Here is a 15,576-nt window from a genome sequence, read left to right as displayed (position 1 = left end):
TGCCCATATTCTGCGGTGTGCGTGACACGCCACAAGACGAAACCGAGACTGCCAGTAATGTTTGGAGGCACATGCATCGCCGAGGTGACGTATCTCGCCGGAAGGGATCAAGCCCCCTCGTAGTGGGTGAAGACCTCTGTCGTGCCGTCGCGGCGGATGAGGTGGACGTCGTAGGCCTCGCGCTGTGACTCTGGGCCCATCCCGGGGGAGCCGTAGGGCATGCCGGGGACGGCAAGTCCGCGCGCGTCGGGGCGTTGGGCCAGCAGGCGGCGGATGTCGGCGGCGGGGACGTGGCCCTCGATCAGGTAGCCGTCGATGCGCGCCGTGTGGCAAGAGGTCATCGCGGGCGGGATGCCATTGTCCATCTTGTAGCGGATCAGGGCGGCGTTGTGCGTGTCCTCTGTCGTGACGGAAAACCCCTCCTGGCGCAGGATCTTGACCCAAGCGCTGCAACAACCGCAGTTGCGGTCCTTTAGCACATGAATTTCCGGTGCGGCGGCGCGCAGCGCGGCGGGAAGGGGGATCATGGCCAAAGCCCCCAAGAGGAGGCCCCGGCGGTGAACAGTATTGGTCATGGCGCGCATTCCCTGTGTGGTTCCATCCGGTTCTGGCGGTCGAGATAGAGGTTCCGGTTGGGGGAAGGTCAAGACCGGCGGCCTATCCTTGTGGCAACGTCATCGCCGGATCGTAGGGGCTGGGCGTGATGACCTCTGCGGTGAAACGCTCTCCCAGCAGGTCAAGCTCCATCTTTGTGCCGTGCGTGGCCAGGTCGGGATCGACGAAGCCGAGCGCGAGGTTCAGCCCGGTGCGAAAACCGTAGGCGCCCGAGGTCACGGTGCCGACAACCTTGTCGCCCATCATCATCGAGGCACCGGGCGCGGCGCGGCGGTCGGTGGCGGTGTGGCTGAGGGTGACAAGGCATTTGCGCGGGCCGTCGGCCTGCCGTTTCAGCAGGGCCTCCTTGCCGATGAACTTCTTGTCTAGTTTCACGAAGCGGTCCAGCCCGGTCTCGAACGGGGTGAATTCGGTCAGCAGGTCGGCCTTCCAGTGCAGGAAGCCCTTTTCCAGCCGCATGGAGTCGACCGCCTGGCTGCCAAAAAGGCGTAGGCCGTGCTTGTCGCCAGCCTCACGCAGGGCGGTGTAGGCGGCAAAGAGCGAGGCGTTGGGGACGTGGATTTCATAGGCGAGTTCGCCGGAAAAGCTGACGGACAGAACGGTCGCCGGGGCATAGCCGATGAAACATTCGCGGGCGGAGAGCCAGGGGAAACCGGCGGCCGACCAGTCGCCGCGAGAGGTGGCGGCGAGCACGTCGCGCGCCTTTGGCCCGGCGAGGACGAGGATGGTCTGATCGTTGGTCAGGCTGCGGATCTGCACGTCCTCATCGGCGCGCTTGTGTGCCATGAGCCAGTCCATGTCGTGGAATTCGGATGCGGCGGCAGAGCCGTACCAGACGCGGGCAGGCCCCCGGTCAGAGGCGGGCAGGTTGGCGAATGTCGCCTCTGCCTTGATCATGCCGTGGGTGTTCAGCAAGTAGCCAAGGCCGACGCGGCCGTCCTTGTTCGCCACCCGGCCACAGCAGAGCCGGTCAAGGAAGGCGTGGCGGTCGGTGCCGGTGATTTCCAGCCGGTTAAAGCCGTTGACCTCACACAGACCGACAGCGGTGTGGACGGTACTCACCTCGGCGGCCACGGCGTCATGCGCCTCGTCAAAGCGGAAGCTGGGGGTGATGTGGATGCCGGGGGCAAAGACCTCTGCCCGTTCCCAGCCGTTGACGGGGCCGAAATGCGCGCCTTCGGCCTGTAGGATCGGGGTCAGCGGTGTGGTCTTGGCCATTCGGCCTGCGGGGCGGTATTCGTTGGGGAAGTGGAAGCGGAATTCGTTCTGGTAGTCCTGGATCGCGTAGCGGGCACAGAGTTCGACATTGGTGTGGCCGGTAAAGCGGCGCGGGTCGATGACCCATGTGTCGTAACAAGCCTCGCCATGCACGATCTGCTGCGCCAGCAGCCAGCCGTGGCCGCCGCCCTCCCCCAGACCGGCGCGCAGCCCGATGATGCAATAGGCGTTGCGCTTGCCCGGGATCGGGCCGACCAGCGGCGCGCCGTCGATGGTATAGGTGATGGGGCCGTTGACGACCGTGGTGATGCCAACCTCTGTCAGGGCTGGCATACGGGCAAAGGCCCCTTCAAGCACGTCCATCACGCGGTCCAGATCATCGGGGCAGAGCGCGTTGACAAAGTTCGGGTCGATCCCGTCCAAGCCCCATGTCTTGCAGTCCTGTTCGTAGAAACCGACCAGCAGCCCGTTCTTTTCCTGCCGCGAATAGTAGTCCGAGATCGGGCAGCGCAGCAGTGGCATCCGGTGGCCCGCTTCCTTGATGGCGGCGATTTCCTCGGTCACGAAGTACTGGTGTTCCATTGACATGACCGGGTGGTGCACGCCCATCATGGCGCCGACCTCGTTCACGCGGTAGCCGCAGGCGTTGATGACCACCTCTGCGTGGATCTCGCCCTTTGGGGTGGTGACGACCCAGGTGTCATCGGGCAGTTGGCGCAGGGCGGTGACGGGGGTGTTGCGGTGCACCTCTGCCCCTTCCTTGCGCGCCCGGCGTGCGAGCGCCTGGCAGAGCTGGGCCGGGTCGATGTCACCGTCCAGCGGATCCCAGAGGCCGCCGATCAGGTTGTCGGTGGAAATCAGCGGGTGGCGGCGGGCGCATTCGGCGGCGTCGATTACTTCGAACTCGACCCCCATGCCCCGCGCCATGCTGGCGAAATGGCGGTAGCCGTCCATATGCGCCTCCGTGTTGGCAAGGCGGATGCCACCGTCGGCATGGTGGTAGGTGATCGGATAGTCGGGGTCCTCGGCCAGTTCCTTGTACAGCGCGATGGAATGGCTTTTGAGGCCGACCATGGTTTGCGTCATGCCAAAGTTCGTCACCTGCGCGGCGGAGTGCCATGTGGTGCCGGAGGTCAGCTCATCCCGCTCCAGCAGCATGACATCGGTCCAGCCCTCTTGGGTCAGGTGGTAGAGCGTCGAACATCCGGCAATGCCGCCGCCAATAACGACGGCGCGAGTGGTGGTCTTCATGTGCGGGCCTCCTGCTGTTGCGGCCAATCGGGGGCAAACTCCTGCTCTTGGGCAAGGCGGCTTTCGTGACTTAAGCGTCTCGAAAAAGGAGTTTTGGAAAGCCTTCAGGTGCACGCGGCGGCTTGTCATGGGACGCGGCGCAGCCCGTAGTGACCGGCATGGATGTCGACAAGGATCAGCGCGGTCCGCGCCAGGTGCGAGAGGGGAGGCGGCCCGGCGGTCGCCTTGCACGCCATGCGGCACGGGCCAAGGGACCTGCCAGTCCCGCACCGCCGGGCCAGGTGGGCGGGCAATACGCGCCGCTGGCAGAGGCCGACATGGCGGCGATCTACGATGCTGCCAAGCGGCTGCTGGCCGATCTGGGCATGGGCGAGGTGCCCGACCGGCTGCGCGCCGATCTGTTGACCGCCGGGGCAGAGGTGCGCGGCGCACGGGTGCTGTTTCCGACTGCTCTGGTCGATGAGGCGGTGGACCGGGCGACAAAGCGCTTTGTCCTTCATGGCCGCGATCCCGCCCGCGATATCGAGGTGGGCGGCGACCGGGTGTATTTTGGCACCGGCGGCGCGGCGGTGCAGGTCGTGGACCTGAACAGCGGTCTTTACAGGGCGGCCACCCTGCAGGACCTGCGAGACTTCACCCGTCTGCAGGACGCGTTGGAAAACATCAGCTGGTTCACCCGTTGCTGTATCGCCACCGATGTGCCCTCTGCGCGTGACCTCGACCTGAATACCGCCTTCGCGCTGTTGACCGGGACGACAAAGCCGGTGGCCAGCGCCTTTACCCTGGCCGAAAACGTGGCGCCCGTCGTGGCGATGATGGACATGGCGCTGGGAGGCGAAGGCGCCTTTTCCGCCCGCCCTTTCCTCAAGGCGCATATCAGTCCGGTGATCTCTCCGATGCGGTACGGGGCCGACGCGGTCGAGGTGGTCTATGCCTGCATCGCGGCCAACATGCCGCTGTCCTGCATCACCGCGGCACAGGCCGGTGCGACGGCGCCGGCAACGCTGGCCGGCTTCCTTGCGCAGTCATTGGCCGAGACTCTGGCCAGCCTGGTCATGGTCCATGCCATCCGCCCGGGGCATCCGATGGTCTTTTCCAACTGGCCGTTCGTCGTCGATCTGCGCACGGGGGCCTTTTCGGGCGGCGGCGGAGAGGTCGCCCTGCTGAACGCGGCCTCGGCGCAATTGTCGAACTGGCTGAATCTGCCGTCGGGCGTGGCCTGTTCGATGACGGATGCCAAGGCTGTGGATGCGCAGTACGGCATGGAAAAAGGGATGACGGCGCTGGCGGCAGGGCTTGCCGGGGGCAACCTTGTCTACGAGAGCGCGGGCATGACCGCCGCTTTGCTGGGTGCCAGCTTTGAAGGTTTCGTGCTGGACAACGAGATGCTGGGGGCGGTTCAAAGGGTGTTGCGCGGGATCGAGGTCAGCGAGGATACGCTGGGTGTCGAGGCGATCCGGGACGCCGTGCTTGGCCAAGGGCATTTCCTGGGGGCCGACCAGACCCGCGCAGCAATGGAACGGGACTATCTCTATCCGCGCCTGGCAGACCGCAGCGACCCTCGCAGCTGGGAAATGGGTGGGGCCGAAGATGCGCGCGCGCGGGCAAAGGCCGAGGCGCAGCGAATTCTGGCCACGCATCGGCCCGTCTATCTGGAGGCGGCGCGGGAAAGTGCGATCCGCGCCGCCTTTCCCTGCCTGCAGTAAGTTCGCGCGCGCCGGTCAGGCGGCCTGGCTCTGCGCGGTTGGCCGGTTCGGGCGTTGAAGAACCGTTTCGCCGATCCTGAGACCGGCCAGCGCGGCGGCCACTTCGCTGGCATTCTGGCGCATGATCGAGGCGGCGGCGGTTGTCTGTTCCACCATCGCCGCATTCTGCTGGGTGACCGAGTCCATCTGGCTGACCGCCGAGTTGACCTCGGACAGGGCGGTGGACTGCTCGCTGGAGGCGGTGGCGATCGCGGCAGCAAGCCCCGACACCTTTTCAAAGCTTTCGACGATGGCCTTGAGATTGCGTCCGGCATTGTCGATCAGGTCGACGCCGCTGGTCACTTCCCTGGAACTGTTCGAGACCAGCTCGGTGATCTGGCGCGCGGCGTCCGAGGCATTGCCGGCCAGCACCCGCACCTCTTCGGCCACCACGGCAAAGCCGCTGCCGGCACTGCCGGCCCGCGCCGCCTCGACGCCCGCGTTCAGGGCGAGCAGGTTGGTCTGAAAGGCGATGTCGTCGATCAGTCCGATGATCCGCGTGATCTGGTCCGAGGATGCCTGGATGCGTGTCATCGCGCCAGCGGCTTCCTCGACCGTGCGCGCGCCCTCTTGCGCAGTCTGCGAGGCCGTCGCGGCGACCTGGTTGGCCTCTTGGGTGTTCTGGGCAGAGTTGGCGACGTTTTCGGTCAGTTCATGCACCGCGGCGGCGGTTTCTTCCAGCGATGCGGCCTGGTTTGCGGTGCGCTCCGACAGGTCGTCGGCGGCGGCGGATACTTCCTCGATGATCTTGACCAGGTTCGACATCGTACCCGTGACCTGGGTCATGGTCTCCCGCAGGTTCGCGGTGGCGCCGTTCAGCTTGGTCCGCACATCGTCGAAACGGCTTGGATAGTCGCTGTGTTCGGGGCTGGGGATGACATGAGTCAGATCGCCCTGCGCCAGTTTCTCGATCGCGGTGTTGATATGGCCAAAGGCGGCGGTCTGTTCCTCTGCGAGAATGCGGAACGTGGTTTCGACTACCCGTTCGATGTCCAGCGCGAAGGCCCGGGTCAGAACGCCGACCATGACGGCCAGGCGGCTGCGTTTGCGCCGCGGAATGCGTTTGAACAGGGCCGCGACAAGGTCGGTCGTGGCCAGCGAATAAGCGGACATGTAGGTGTCCAGCGGCAGGTTGATCCGGGCGTGCGTGCGCCCGATCCGGTCGACCGAGGCGATGTATTCAGCGTCGAACTCTCCCGACAGCAGGCGGGTCCAGTGCTTTTTCTGGGCGTTGCGGGCATATTCCATCCGTTCCGGCCCGTCGAAGAAGGCCGCGGTTTGGGGATTGGCCTGCGCGCGCCTGTAGAAGGCTTCGAGAACCGCGTCGAGTTCGGGTTTGAGAAGTTCCCCGACCTCTCGCAGCATATCTGCGTTTTCGCCATCCAGCTGGAAATGCGCGAGTTTCTGTTGAAGGTCCTTGGTCATCTGCTGTTCCGTCAATGATCGGTGGTTACGGCAGATTAAAGCGCCCAGAGGTTAACAAGCCTGCCAGAACGGCGGCATCGTTTGGGCTTCCCGGCCCTTGTTTTCTTAAACTTGCGCACGTTCGCAGCTGCAGAAAAACGGTTCGCGGCTCAAGCGGGTCGATGCCCGTATCAGACCGACACTTTTTTCAGCAGGACCTCCCGCGGGGTGTCCGCCTTGGGCGCATCGTGGATCACGCGGCCGCGTTCCAGCGCCACGAAGTGATCGCCAAGATCGTAAGCGAAATCGAAGAACTGCTCGACCAGGATGATGGCCATGTCGCCCTTCTGGCGGAGGTATTTGATCACCTCTCCGATCTGCTTGATGATATTCGGCTGGATCCCTTCTGTCGGCTCGTCCAGCAGCAGCAGTTTGGGCTGCGCGATCAGCGCGCGGGCAATCGCGAGTTGCTGTTGCTGGCCACCCGAAAGATCGCCGCCGCGGCGGGCCAGGAACTGCTTCAGGATCGGGAAAAGCTCGAATGTTTCGTCCGGGATGCCCCATTCCGACTTGGGCAGGCAGGCATATCCGGTCTCGAGGTTCTCTTTCACGGTCATCAGGGGAAAGATATCGCGACCCTGCGGGACGTAGCCGACACCGGCACGCGCCAGCGCATGGGCCGGGGTGGTGCGGGCGATATCGGCCCCGTCCAGCATCATTGCGCCGCCGGACCGTGCATGTGTGCCCGAAATCGCCTTGAGCAGGGATGTCTTGCCGACGCCGTTGGTGCCCATCAGGCATGTGACGGCACCGGGCTTTGCCTCCATCGAGATGTCGTAGAGGATCTGGCTGTGGCCATAGTGCAGGGTCAGGTCGGAGAGGCTCAGCATGGGGTGGGCTTTCCTGTCGTCCCGGCGCCGCGAGGGTGGACTGGGGCGCATCTGGGTAATTTCACAAAGAAGAAATGGCCGCGCATCGTTCAGCGGCCCAGGTAGACTTCGATCACCTGCGGATTGCTGGTGACATGGTCGATAGAGCCTTCGGCCAGCACCGAACCCTCGTTCAGCACGGTGACCTTGCAGTTCAGCCGGCGGACGAATTCCATGTCATGTTCCACGACGACGACGGCACGGGTCTTGGCCGCCTCGACCAGCATTTCGGTGGTCTTTTCGCGTTCCGCCGGGGTCATGCCCGCAGCCGGTTCATCGACCAGCAAGAGCCGAGGTTCCTGTGCCAGCAGCATGCCGATCTCCAGCCACTGTTTCTGCCCGTGCGAGAGCTCTCCGGCGGGGCGGGTGAGGCTGTCGGTGAGGCCGGTTTGCTCGGCGATCTCCTCGATGCGCTCGGCGCCGTGCTTCGTCTTCTTGTAGAGCAGCACGTCGAAGGGGCCACGCGGGTTCTTCAGCGCCATGGCAAGGTTCTCTCGGACGGTCTGGGCCTCGAAGACGGTGGGTTTCTGGAACTTGCGGCCGATACCCTCGCGGGCGATGGCGGATTCGGACATGCCCAGCAGGGAAATGCCCTTGTCCCCCCAGAGGACATGGCCCTCGTCCGGCTTGGTCTTGCCGGTGATGATGTCCATGAAGGTGGTCTTGCCCGCTCCGTTCGGGCCGATAATGGCGCGCAGTTCGGGCTCTCCGATCTGGAAGGACAGCGAGTTGATCGCCTTGAAACCGTCGAAGGAGACCGAGACGCCGGACAGTTCGAGAAGGGTCTTGCTCATGATTTTCTCGCAATCTTGTCGACCAGCCCGCCCAGGCCCTGCGGCGCAAACAGTGTGACGGCGACGAAGGAGAGGCCGAGGAGCACCAGCCACCAGTCCGTCCACTGGATCGTGTAGAACCCGAGGTCGATGTCGGGGGCGCCACCGCCGGTGAACCAGCTGGACGCGAGGGTGACAAAGACGGTGCCCAGCACCGCGCCGTAAAGCCGTCCGCGCCCGCCGATGGCGACCCAGACCGCAAGGTAGATTGAGGCGATGGGCGCGATCTCGGCCGGGTTGATGATGCCCGCCTGCGGATAATAAAGCGCCCCCGCGATGCCCGCGATCACCGCCGTCAGGGTAAAGACGAAGAGCTTGTAGCTTTCGACGTGGTAGCCAAGGAATCGCACCCGGGTTTCATCGTCGCGGATGGCCCGGATCACGCTGCCCATCTTGCCCGAGACGACCCAGGCAAACAGGATGTATCCCAGCGCCAGCGCCAGGGCGGAGGCCCAGAAGAAGACCATCGAGACCATGCTTTGCGGCGTCGATTCGAAGCCGGGTATATTCTGCAGGCCCGAAAGGCCGTTGTTGCCGCGCAGCCCGCTGTCGTTCTGGAACAGGTACAGCGACAGCGCCAGCGTCATGGCCTGGGTCAGGATCGACAGGTAAACACCGGTCACGCGCGAGCGGAAGGCCAACCAGCCAAAGACCAGCGCCAGCAGGCCGGGCACCAGCACCACCATCAGCAGTTGCAGTGGCAGCGAATGGGCAAAAGCCCAGATCGGCGGAAACTCGGAGGCACCGACAACGCCGAAGATCTGGCTGGCGATGGCGTCGGAAACCTCTTGCGGACTGGGCGGGACAACCTGCGCGGCCATGCTGTCGGTGACGATGGTTTCGGTACGGGCGTACATCAGCCACATCCCGATGGCGTAGCCGCCGATCCCGAAAAACGCGAAATGCCCCAGGCTGAGGATGCCGCAATAGCCCCAGACGACGTCCATCGCGATGGCGACGAGGCAGAGGCAGAGCGTCTTGCCCAGGGTCTTGACGAAACTGGTCGAGATGAAGCCGGTCCCGGTCGCCTCGGCCATCAGGGTGACGGCCAGCGTAAAGATCCCGAGGAAGGCGAGGAACCAGAGAACCGAAGGGTTCCGGGCGATGAAGCTGCGGTTCATTTGGGCGCTCCGTTCTTGGGATTGCTCCGGTCGGGGGCAGGGGGGCGTTGTTGCGGAACAACGGGCGCTGCCCCCGGCCTGTGGCCTTGCCCGGCATGTTTCGCGCCCAGTGATGCAGGGGCGCGCGCGCTCGTGCCGGTGGCGGCGCTGGGTGTTGGCGGGATCAGGACGCCGTTGCTGTGGCTGCAGAACAGGGTGCGCATGGTCTCAGTCTCCTGCCGCGCGGCCCTTGAGGGCGACGATGCCCTTGGGACGGAACTGGATGAAGAGGATGATGAAGAGGATCATGTAGGTCTGTGCCGCCAGCGTGTTTGACGGGTTGAACCATTCGATCCCCTTTTGCAGCGTGCCGATCATGAAGGCACCGGCGAGCGTGCCCCAGACATTGCCGACGCCGCCGACCACCACGGTCATGAAGCTTTGCACGATATAGTCGGCGCCCATTTCCGACGTGACCTTCGCATAGAGCCCGATGGCCACGCCGGCGATGCCCGCGATGCCGGAGCCAAGCCCGAAGGTCATCATCTTGATGCGGTCGGGGTTGATGCCCATCGAGGCGGCCATGCGCGGGTTCTGGGTCACGGCGCGCACCTCCAGCCCGAGCCGCGTGCGTTTCAGGATGAAGAGGAGAAGGGTCAGGAAGAGCAACGCCAGTACGAAAATGGCGATGCGGATATAGCTGATCGCGATGACGTCGTTGAATACCAGCGCCCCGTCCAGCCATTCGGGCGAGGTCAGCGGACGGGCCTGCGTGCCGAAGATGTTCTTGGCCAACTGTTGCAGGGCGATCGAGACCCCGAAGGTGGCCAGCAGGGTTTCCAGCGGTCGATTGTAGAGCCAGCGGATCACCAAACGCTCCATTGCAACGCCAGCGGCGAAGGTCACGGCAAAAGCCAGCGGCAGGGCGACGATCAACGACAGCGTGTAGTCGGGAATGAAGAGCTGGACGACGTAGCCGGTATAGGCGCCCATCATGATGAATTCACCATGCGCCATGTTGATGACGCCCATGACGCCAAAGGTGATAGCGAGCCCGATGGCGGCAAGGAAATAGATCGATGCCAGCGAGATCGCATCCAGCGCAAGATCGCCCGCCTGGCTCATCCCGACGCGGGTCTGGACCGCGTCCTGAGTTCTTTCGGCGGCGTCGGTGATGGCGCTGTCCGGCTCTTCGTAGGCCTCGTAGATGGTCCAGGTGGCCAGGGTTTCGGCGATGATCTCGGGCGTGGCGCGGGGGGGCAGCGTGCCCGCCTCGGCCAGGGTGTCATAGGCACGCAGGCGCCGGTCGGGCGTGCCAAGCTGGCCGACCGCGATGCCGCCGACCTTGCCGTCCTCGACGTGGCGTTCCAGCGTCGTGCGGATCGAGGAGGCATCGACCAGCGCAGGCAGGTCGGTCTGTTCCCCGATCATGGCATAGGCTTCGGCCTCGGGCAGATCGGTGCCGGGCTCCAGCACACGCGCGACGTTGTTCCCGTCAGGGATGTCTTCGGCAATTTCGGTCCGGGTGGCGAGGATCTGGGACAGAACGGCCCGGGCGTCGACGCTGAGGTCCGAGGACAGCGCCTCGATGGCTTCGATGCGGGCCTCGGGCGTGTCGCCGAAACGGGCGACAAGATAGTTCAGCAGACGTTGCTTGCGTGTCTTCAGCGCGGCATCCGCTTCGCCGTCGATAGAGGCGGAGAGCGGCGGGATCTGGCTGGGGTCCAACCCGCGCGCGATGGCGTCGACGGCGTCACGGCGCTTGGTGATGTCGGGGTCGGACAGCTGGAACTGGACAAGCGCCTCGGCGATGGCACGGCGCACACCGCCGTTCGGTTTGACCTGGTCGAGAGTGTCCGGATCGACGCCACGTGTAACAGGATCTCCGCTGGAGAGGTCCAGCAGGGTCAGCGTGTCGCCCGTTTCCTCGATATAGAAGAACAGGCCGTCCTCTTCGCGGACATAGACGGCCTTGTCCTGCCAGCGTTCCAGAAATCGCGGGACCTCGGGCAGACCGGAGGCAGAGAGCGCCTCGAGCACAGGCGCGACGGTGCGGCGCGAGGGCTTGGCGACTTCCGCCTGGTGCTCTTGCAGGAGGGATTGCAGATCCTGGGTGAAGCCGGGCGCGGGCAGCCACGCGATCAGGAGAACCGCAAGAAGGGCACGGAGCATGTGTCAGCCTGTGTCTTGGGAAGGGGGTGGGCAGGGCGGTCGGGCCGCCCCGCCAATTGGAACCTTGGTCGCCGGGGCGGCAGGCGGCCGCTCCGGCGGGGATCAGGTCAGTAGTTCGACTTGATCTGGACGCAGGTCTCGGTCTCGGTGTTGTACATACCGCAGCCGAGGTCCTTCCAATCCGACTTCAGAACGGCCGATTCAGGCAGGAAGTCGGTCCAGGCGTCGCCCGGCACCGGATCGGTCTGGCTGATGATGTCGAACTGACCGTCCTCGGTGATCTCGCCGATCAGGACCGGCTTGGTCAGGTGATGGTTCGGCAGCATGACCGCGGTGCCGCCGGTCAGGTTCGGGAATTCCTGCCCGTACATGGCGGTGCGGACGGCGTCGACGTCGGTCGTGCCGGCCTGCTTGACGGCGTTCACCCACATGTTGAAGCCGATGTAGTGCGCTTCCATCGGGTCATTGGTCACGCGGTCGTCGCCCATGCGGTCCTTCCATGCGGCCACCCATGCCTCGTTCGCCTCGGTTTCGGCGGACTGGAAGTAGTTCCACGCGGCCAAGTGGCCGACCAGGTTCACGGTATCGAGGCCCGAGAGCTCTTCTTCACCGACCGAGAAGGCGACGACCGGGATGTCGTCGGCCGAGATGCCGGCTGCGGCCAGTTCCTTGTAGAAACCGATGTTGGCGTCGCCGTTGATGGTCGAGATCACGCCGACCTGCTTGCCGTCCTCGCCGAGGGCTACGACGTCGGCAACGATGGTGCCCCAGTCGGAATGTCCGAAGGGGGTGTAGTTGACGAAGATGTCCTCTTCGGCGATGCCCTTCGATGCCAGGTAGCTGGCCAGGATGTTGTTGGTGGTTCGGGGATAGACGTAGTCGGTGCCCAGAAGGGCGAATTTCTCGACGCCCAGTTCCTCGAGGAAGTAGTCCACGGCCGGGATCGCCTGCTGGTTCGGTGCGGCGCCGGTGTAGAAGACGTTCTTGGACGATTCCTCGCCTTCGTACTGCACCGGGTAGAAGAGCAGGCCGTTCAGCTCCTCGATCACCGGCAGAACGGATTTCCGCGATACGGAGGTCCAGTTGCCGAAGATCACGTCGACCTCGTGCACGGTCAGCAGTTCACGCGCCTTTTCGGCGAACAGCGGCCAGTCCGACGCAGGGTCGACCACGACGGCCTCCAGCTCGCAGCCCAGCAACCCACCTTGTTCGTTCTGATCGTCCACCAGCATCAACACGGTGTCTTTCAGGGTGGTTTCCGAAATCGCCATCGTGCCCGACAGCGAGTGCAGGACGCCGACCTTTATGGTGCAGTCCTGGGCGCTTGCGCCGCCCGCCATGATGGCCAGTGCGGCAGCACCGGACAGAAGTTTCGTGAAACGGTTCATTCCTGTCTCCCTGCGGGCCAGCGGCCCTTGTCGCCACGTTTCCGAGCGACTAGGTCCTCCCCCGCAACCATTTGTTGCATCCAGTGTGGCGGCCTGACCGAGGTGCGAACTTGACCGGTCGCCACACGCCCTTTCCGTCCATCTCCTGAGCAGCGCGGCCTGGGCGCCTCGAGTCATCTGGTCCAGGTGCCTTTCGGTCAATCGCGGGCGGGGAACTGGCAGGTGCGCGGCGAAGAATGCACAATTATTGACCTTAAACTGGCAATGCAGATCAATTATTGTGCGAAACTTCTGCCCGTCCGCCCGCAAAAATGCCCAAGCATGTTGCATTCGGCGATCCCCAATGGCGCTATCATGCCGAAAGAGGTCGCGGGGGGACCATGACACTGCACATGCGAAAGGACCGGGCGGGAGAGGCTGCCAAGCCGGCAACATTGCCCCGGGCGCGCGGCACGCTGGACCTGTCGAGCAAGTCCCGCGGCGACAAGTCGGCGATCGACCGGCTGCGCACCTCCGGTTGCCTGCGATCGCTGTTTCCACGCCGCGGGTCTGGGGTTGAAGCCATCGTCATCAATACATCGGGCGGGCTGACCGGTGGCGACCGTCTGGACCTTGCAGCCACAGCAGGCCAGGGATCGCACCTGACCCTGACGACCCAGGCGGCTGAACGGGCCTACAAGGCCAGTTCCGACATTGCCCGTGTCGAGACCCGGCTCGAGGCCGTGGCGGGCGCGACCCTGCACTGGCTGCCGCAGGAGATGATCCTGTTCGAAGGTGCCCGGCTGAGACGCCGCCTGCGTATCGATCTGGCGGCGGACGCGCGTCTGCTGTTGGTCGAGCCGGTCATCTTTGGCCGCAGCGCGATGGGTGAACGCCTTAAGGACGTGCACTTCGATGACCGGATCGAGGTCTGGCGCGAGGGCGCGCCGATCTACCTTGACGCTGTGCGGTTGGACGGTGACCTGGAGGCGCGGATGCAGGGGCCGGCGCTTGGTGGCGGGGCAGGCGCGATGGCCAGCCTGGTTTATGTCGCGCCGGACGCCGAGGCGCATCTGCCGGCTCTGCGGGCTTTGCTGCCCGATACCTGCGGCGCGTCCCTGATGCGCGAGGATCTGTTGATCCTGCGGATGCTGGCGCGCGATAGTCTGACTTTGCGGCGCAGCCTGCTGCCCGTGCTGGACCGGCTGAGCCGGGACACCCTGCCGACATCCTGGAGACTGTGACGACATGCAACTGACCCCGCGCGAGAAAGACAAGCTGCTGGTCGCGATGGCCGCCGAGGTGGCCCGCAAGCGCCTGAGCCGCGGCGTGAAACTGAACTTTCCCGAGGCGATCGCGCTGATCACCGATGCGGTGGTGGAGGGCGCCCGCGACGGGCGGTCCGTCGCCGACATGATGCAGGCGGGCGCCGAGGTCATCACGCGCGAACAATGCATGGAGGGCGTGCCCGAGATGATCCACGAGGTGCAGGTCGAGGCCACCTTTCCGGACGGCACCAAGCTGGTGACGGTCCACGACCCGATCCGGTGATTTCGAGTATTTTCAGAGAGAAGAAAGACGAGGGACCAAGAATGAAGAACCTGATCGCAACCGGCGTCGCACTGTTGGCCGCCGCCCCCGCCCTGGCGCATCCCGGCTCGCACATGCATCCGCATGGCGCCGAAACCTGGCTGAGCCTGCTGCCCGCCGTGGCACTGATCGTGGTTGCGGGGCTGATCACCTGGGGTCGGAGATGATCCCCGGAGAGCTGTTCCCGGCCGAGGGCACCCTAACCCTGAACGAAGGCCGTGAGGTGGTGACGCTGCAAGTGGCCAATACCGGCGACCGCCCGGTGCAGGTGGGCTCTCATTACCACTTTGCCGAGGCCAACCCGGCGCTCGATTTCGACCGGGGCGCCGCGCGCGGTTGCCGGCTGGATATCGCGGCGGGCACTGCGGTGCGCTTCGAGCCGGGGCAGGCACGCGAGGTCAACCTGATCCCGATTTCGGGGGCACGCCAGATCTACGGATTCAATCAGCAGGTGATGGGCGCGCTGGACTGACACGCCCGAGTCGGCACAGACTGGTCGGATTGCAGAAGCCAACCAGAGAAGGAAAGACCATGTGCGATGTGTGCGTGATGAACTCTGTCAAGGACCGGATGCTGTCGCGGCGCTCGTTCTTCAGGGCGGGGGCCGCTGCCGGCGCCGGGGCGGTTCTGGGGACCGGCCTGGCAAGACCGGCGATGGCGGCCAGCCACGGCGGCGGTGTCGTCGACATGACCCATACCTACGACGAGAGCTTTCCGACCTATTTCGGCGAGCCGGGATTTCCTACGACAAGGGGGCCGATTTCGCCAATGACGGGTTCAACCTGTACAGTCTGACGGTCAATGAACACACCGGCACCCATGTGGATGCGCCTTTGCACTTTTCGGCTGACGGCCACTCGGTGGATGAAATTCCGGTCGAAAGCCTGGTCTGTGCGCTGGTCAAGGTGGATATCGCGGCCCGGGCGGCGGAAGACGCTGACACGACGGTGACGCCAGATGACCTCAAGGCCTGGATCGCTGCACATGGCGATATCCCCGAGGGGGCCTGTGTCGCGATGGATTCCGGGTGGTCCGCCAAGATCGGCAGTGACGGGTTTCGCAACGCGGACGGTGACGGAGTCATGCATTTCCCGGGTTTCCACGTCGAGGCGGCCCAGATGCTGGTCGAGGAAACGGGCGCGCGGGCCATTGCGACGGACACGCTGTCGCTGGACCCCGGCAACTCTGCCAGCTTTGACGCGCATTACGCATGGTTGCCGACCAATCGCTACGGGATCGAGAACCTAGCCAACCTCGGCAATGTCCCGGCCTCCGGCGCGACGCTGATCGTCGGCGCGCCGAAACATGCACGCGGCACGGGTGGCCCGGCCCGCGTCTTTGCGATGGCGTGA

Annotated in this window: 13 protein-coding genes and 1 pseudogene; 6 read left to right on the top strand and 8 right to left on the bottom strand. The window is 64.7% G+C overall.

The features are described from left to right. Window positions 1-107: 107 nt before the first annotated feature. Complete coding sequence (locus tag ACQY5B_RS19005) at window positions 108-527, bottom strand: DUF411 domain-containing protein (protein WP_420327933.1); 420 nt, start codon at window positions 525-527, stop codon at window positions 108-110. Between the two features lie 130 nt (window positions 528-657). Continuing rightward, the gene (locus ACQY5B_RS19000) at window positions 658-3,084 is read right to left on the bottom strand and encodes an FAD-dependent oxidoreductase (RefSeq protein ID WP_420327934.1); all 2,427 of its coding nucleotides are present in this window, start codon (window positions 3,082-3,084) and stop codon (window positions 658-660) included. 122 nt (window positions 3,085-3,206) lie between these two features. On the opposite strand from ACQY5B_RS19000, the gene ACQY5B_RS18995 reads away from it, so the two are divergent. After that, on the top strand, window positions 3,207-4,790 hold the full coding sequence (locus tag ACQY5B_RS18995; RefSeq protein ID WP_424976497.1) for a trimethylamine methyltransferase family protein: 1,584 nt from the start codon (window positions 3,207-3,209) through the stop codon (window positions 4,788-4,790). Window positions 4,791-4,805: 15 nt separating this feature from the next. On the opposite strand, the gene ACQY5B_RS18990 is transcribed toward ACQY5B_RS18995, so the two are convergent. From ACQY5B_RS18990 to urtA, 6 genes are all read right to left on the bottom strand, one after another. Continuing rightward, the gene (locus tag ACQY5B_RS18990) at window positions 4,806-6,254 is read right to left on the bottom strand and encodes a methyl-accepting chemotaxis protein (RefSeq protein WP_420327936.1); all 1,449 of its coding nucleotides are present in this window, start codon (window positions 6,252-6,254) and stop codon (window positions 4,806-4,808) included. Between the two features lie 170 nt (window positions 6,255-6,424). Continuing rightward, complete coding sequence (gene urtE / locus ACQY5B_RS18985) at window positions 6,425-7,123, bottom strand: urea ABC transporter ATP-binding subunit UrtE (RefSeq protein WP_420327937.1); 699 nt, start codon at window positions 7,121-7,123, stop codon at window positions 6,425-6,427. Window positions 7,124-7,212: 89 nt separating this feature from the next. Next, window positions 7,213-7,956, bottom strand: a complete 744-nt coding sequence (gene urtD, locus ACQY5B_RS18980) for an urea ABC transporter ATP-binding protein UrtD (protein WP_305972561.1) — start codon at window positions 7,954-7,956, stop codon at window positions 7,213-7,215. After that, on the bottom strand, window positions 7,953-9,116 hold the full coding sequence (gene urtC, locus ACQY5B_RS18975; protein WP_420327938.1) for an urea ABC transporter permease subunit UrtC: 1,164 nt from the start codon (window positions 9,114-9,116) through the stop codon (window positions 7,953-7,955). Before urtC ends, urtD begins: the two co-directional genes overlap by 4 nt. 207 nt (window positions 9,117-9,323) lie before the next feature. After that, entirely contained in the window at window positions 9,324-11,267 is a 1,944-nt protein-coding gene (gene urtB / locus ACQY5B_RS18970) for an urea ABC transporter permease subunit UrtB (RefSeq protein ID WP_420327939.1), read from the bottom strand. A 107-nt stretch (window positions 11,268-11,374) separates the two neighbouring features. After that, a complete protein-coding gene (gene urtA / locus ACQY5B_RS18965; protein WP_305972279.1) occupies window positions 11,375-12,655 on the bottom strand; it encodes an urea ABC transporter substrate-binding protein in 1,281 nt (426 codons plus the stop codon). A 380-nt stretch (window positions 12,656-13,035) separates the two neighbouring features. On the opposite strand from urtA, the gene ACQY5B_RS18960 reads away from it, so the two are divergent. From ACQY5B_RS18960 to ACQY5B_RS18940, 5 genes and pseudogenes are all read left to right on the top strand, one after another. Further along, the gene (locus ACQY5B_RS18960) at window positions 13,036-13,878 is read left to right on the top strand and encodes an urease accessory protein UreD (protein WP_420327940.1); all 843 of its coding nucleotides are present in this window, start codon (window positions 13,036-13,038) and stop codon (window positions 13,876-13,878) included. A gap of 4 nt (window positions 13,879-13,882) precedes the next feature. After that, on the top strand, window positions 13,883-14,185 hold the full coding sequence (locus ACQY5B_RS18955) for an urease subunit gamma (RefSeq protein WP_420327941.1): 303 nt from the start codon (window positions 13,883-13,885) through the stop codon (window positions 14,183-14,185). A gap of 41 nt (window positions 14,186-14,226) precedes the next feature. After that, window positions 14,227-14,391 carry a hypothetical protein gene (locus tag ACQY5B_RS18950; RefSeq protein WP_420327942.1) on the top strand — a complete coding sequence of 55 codons (165 nt, stop codon included), beginning with the start codon at window positions 14,227-14,229 and terminating at the stop codon, window positions 14,389-14,391. Beyond that, the gene (locus tag ACQY5B_RS18945; protein ID WP_305972282.1) at window positions 14,388-14,696 is read left to right on the top strand and encodes an urease subunit beta; all 309 of its coding nucleotides are present in this window, start codon (window positions 14,388-14,390) and stop codon (window positions 14,694-14,696) included. Before ACQY5B_RS18950 ends, ACQY5B_RS18945 begins: the two co-directional genes overlap by 4 nt. Window positions 14,697-14,755: 59 nt before the next feature. Then, a pseudogene (locus ACQY5B_RS18940) lies at window positions 14,756-15,576 on the top strand (cyclase family protein).

The organism is Antarctobacter sp. (genome assembly GCF_965277915.1).
GTDB lineage: Bacteria > Pseudomonadota > Alphaproteobacteria > Rhodobacterales > Rhodobacteraceae > Antarctobacter.
Note: the sequence above shows the minus strand (reverse complement) of the source record. Positions and strands in the feature narration are given on the sequence as shown.

What these genes read in the sequence shown, in the direction of transcription:
- urtC (WP_420327938.1), bottom strand. Translation starts at nt 9,116, where the DNA reads ATGAACCGCAGCTTCATCGCCCGGAACCCTTCGGTTCTCTGGTTCCTC.
- urtB (WP_420327939.1), bottom strand. Translation starts at nt 11,267, where the DNA reads ATGCTCCGTGCCCTTCTTGCGGTTCTCCTGATCGCGTGGCTGCCCGCG.
- ACQY5B_RS19000 (WP_420327934.1), bottom strand. Translation starts at nt 3,084, where the DNA reads ATGAAGACCACCACTCGCGCCGTCGTTATTGGCGGCGGCATTGCCGGA.
- urtE (WP_420327937.1), bottom strand. Translation starts at nt 7,123, where the DNA reads ATGCTGAGCCTCTCCGACCTGACCCTGCACTATGGCCACAGCCAGATC.
- ACQY5B_RS18945 (WP_305972282.1), top strand. Translation starts at nt 14,388, where the DNA reads ATGATCCCCGGAGAGCTGTTCCCGGCCGAGGGCACCCTAACCCTGAAC.
- urtD (WP_305972561.1), bottom strand. Translation starts at nt 7,956, where the DNA reads ATGAGCAAGACCCTTCTCGAACTGTCCGGCGTCTCGGTCTCCTTCGAC.
- ACQY5B_RS18950 (WP_420327942.1), top strand. Translation starts at nt 14,227, where the DNA reads ATGAAGAACCTGATCGCAACCGGCGTCGCACTGTTGGCCGCCGCCCCC.
- ACQY5B_RS18960 (WP_420327940.1), top strand. Translation starts at nt 13,036, where the DNA reads ATGACACTGCACATGCGAAAGGACCGGGCGGGAGAGGCTGCCAAGCCG.
- ACQY5B_RS18955 (WP_420327941.1), top strand. Translation starts at nt 13,883, where the DNA reads ATGCAACTGACCCCGCGCGAGAAAGACAAGCTGCTGGTCGCGATGGCC.
- urtA (WP_305972279.1), bottom strand. Translation starts at nt 12,655, where the DNA reads ATGAACCGTTTCACGAAACTTCTGTCCGGTGCTGCCGCACTGGCCATC.
- ACQY5B_RS18990 (WP_420327936.1), bottom strand. Translation starts at nt 6,254, where the DNA reads ATGACCAAGGACCTTCAACAGAAACTCGCGCATTTCCAGCTGGATGGC.
- ACQY5B_RS19005 (WP_420327933.1), bottom strand. Translation starts at nt 527, where the DNA reads ATGATCCCCCTTCCCGCCGCGCTGCGCGCCGCCGCACCGGAAATTCAT.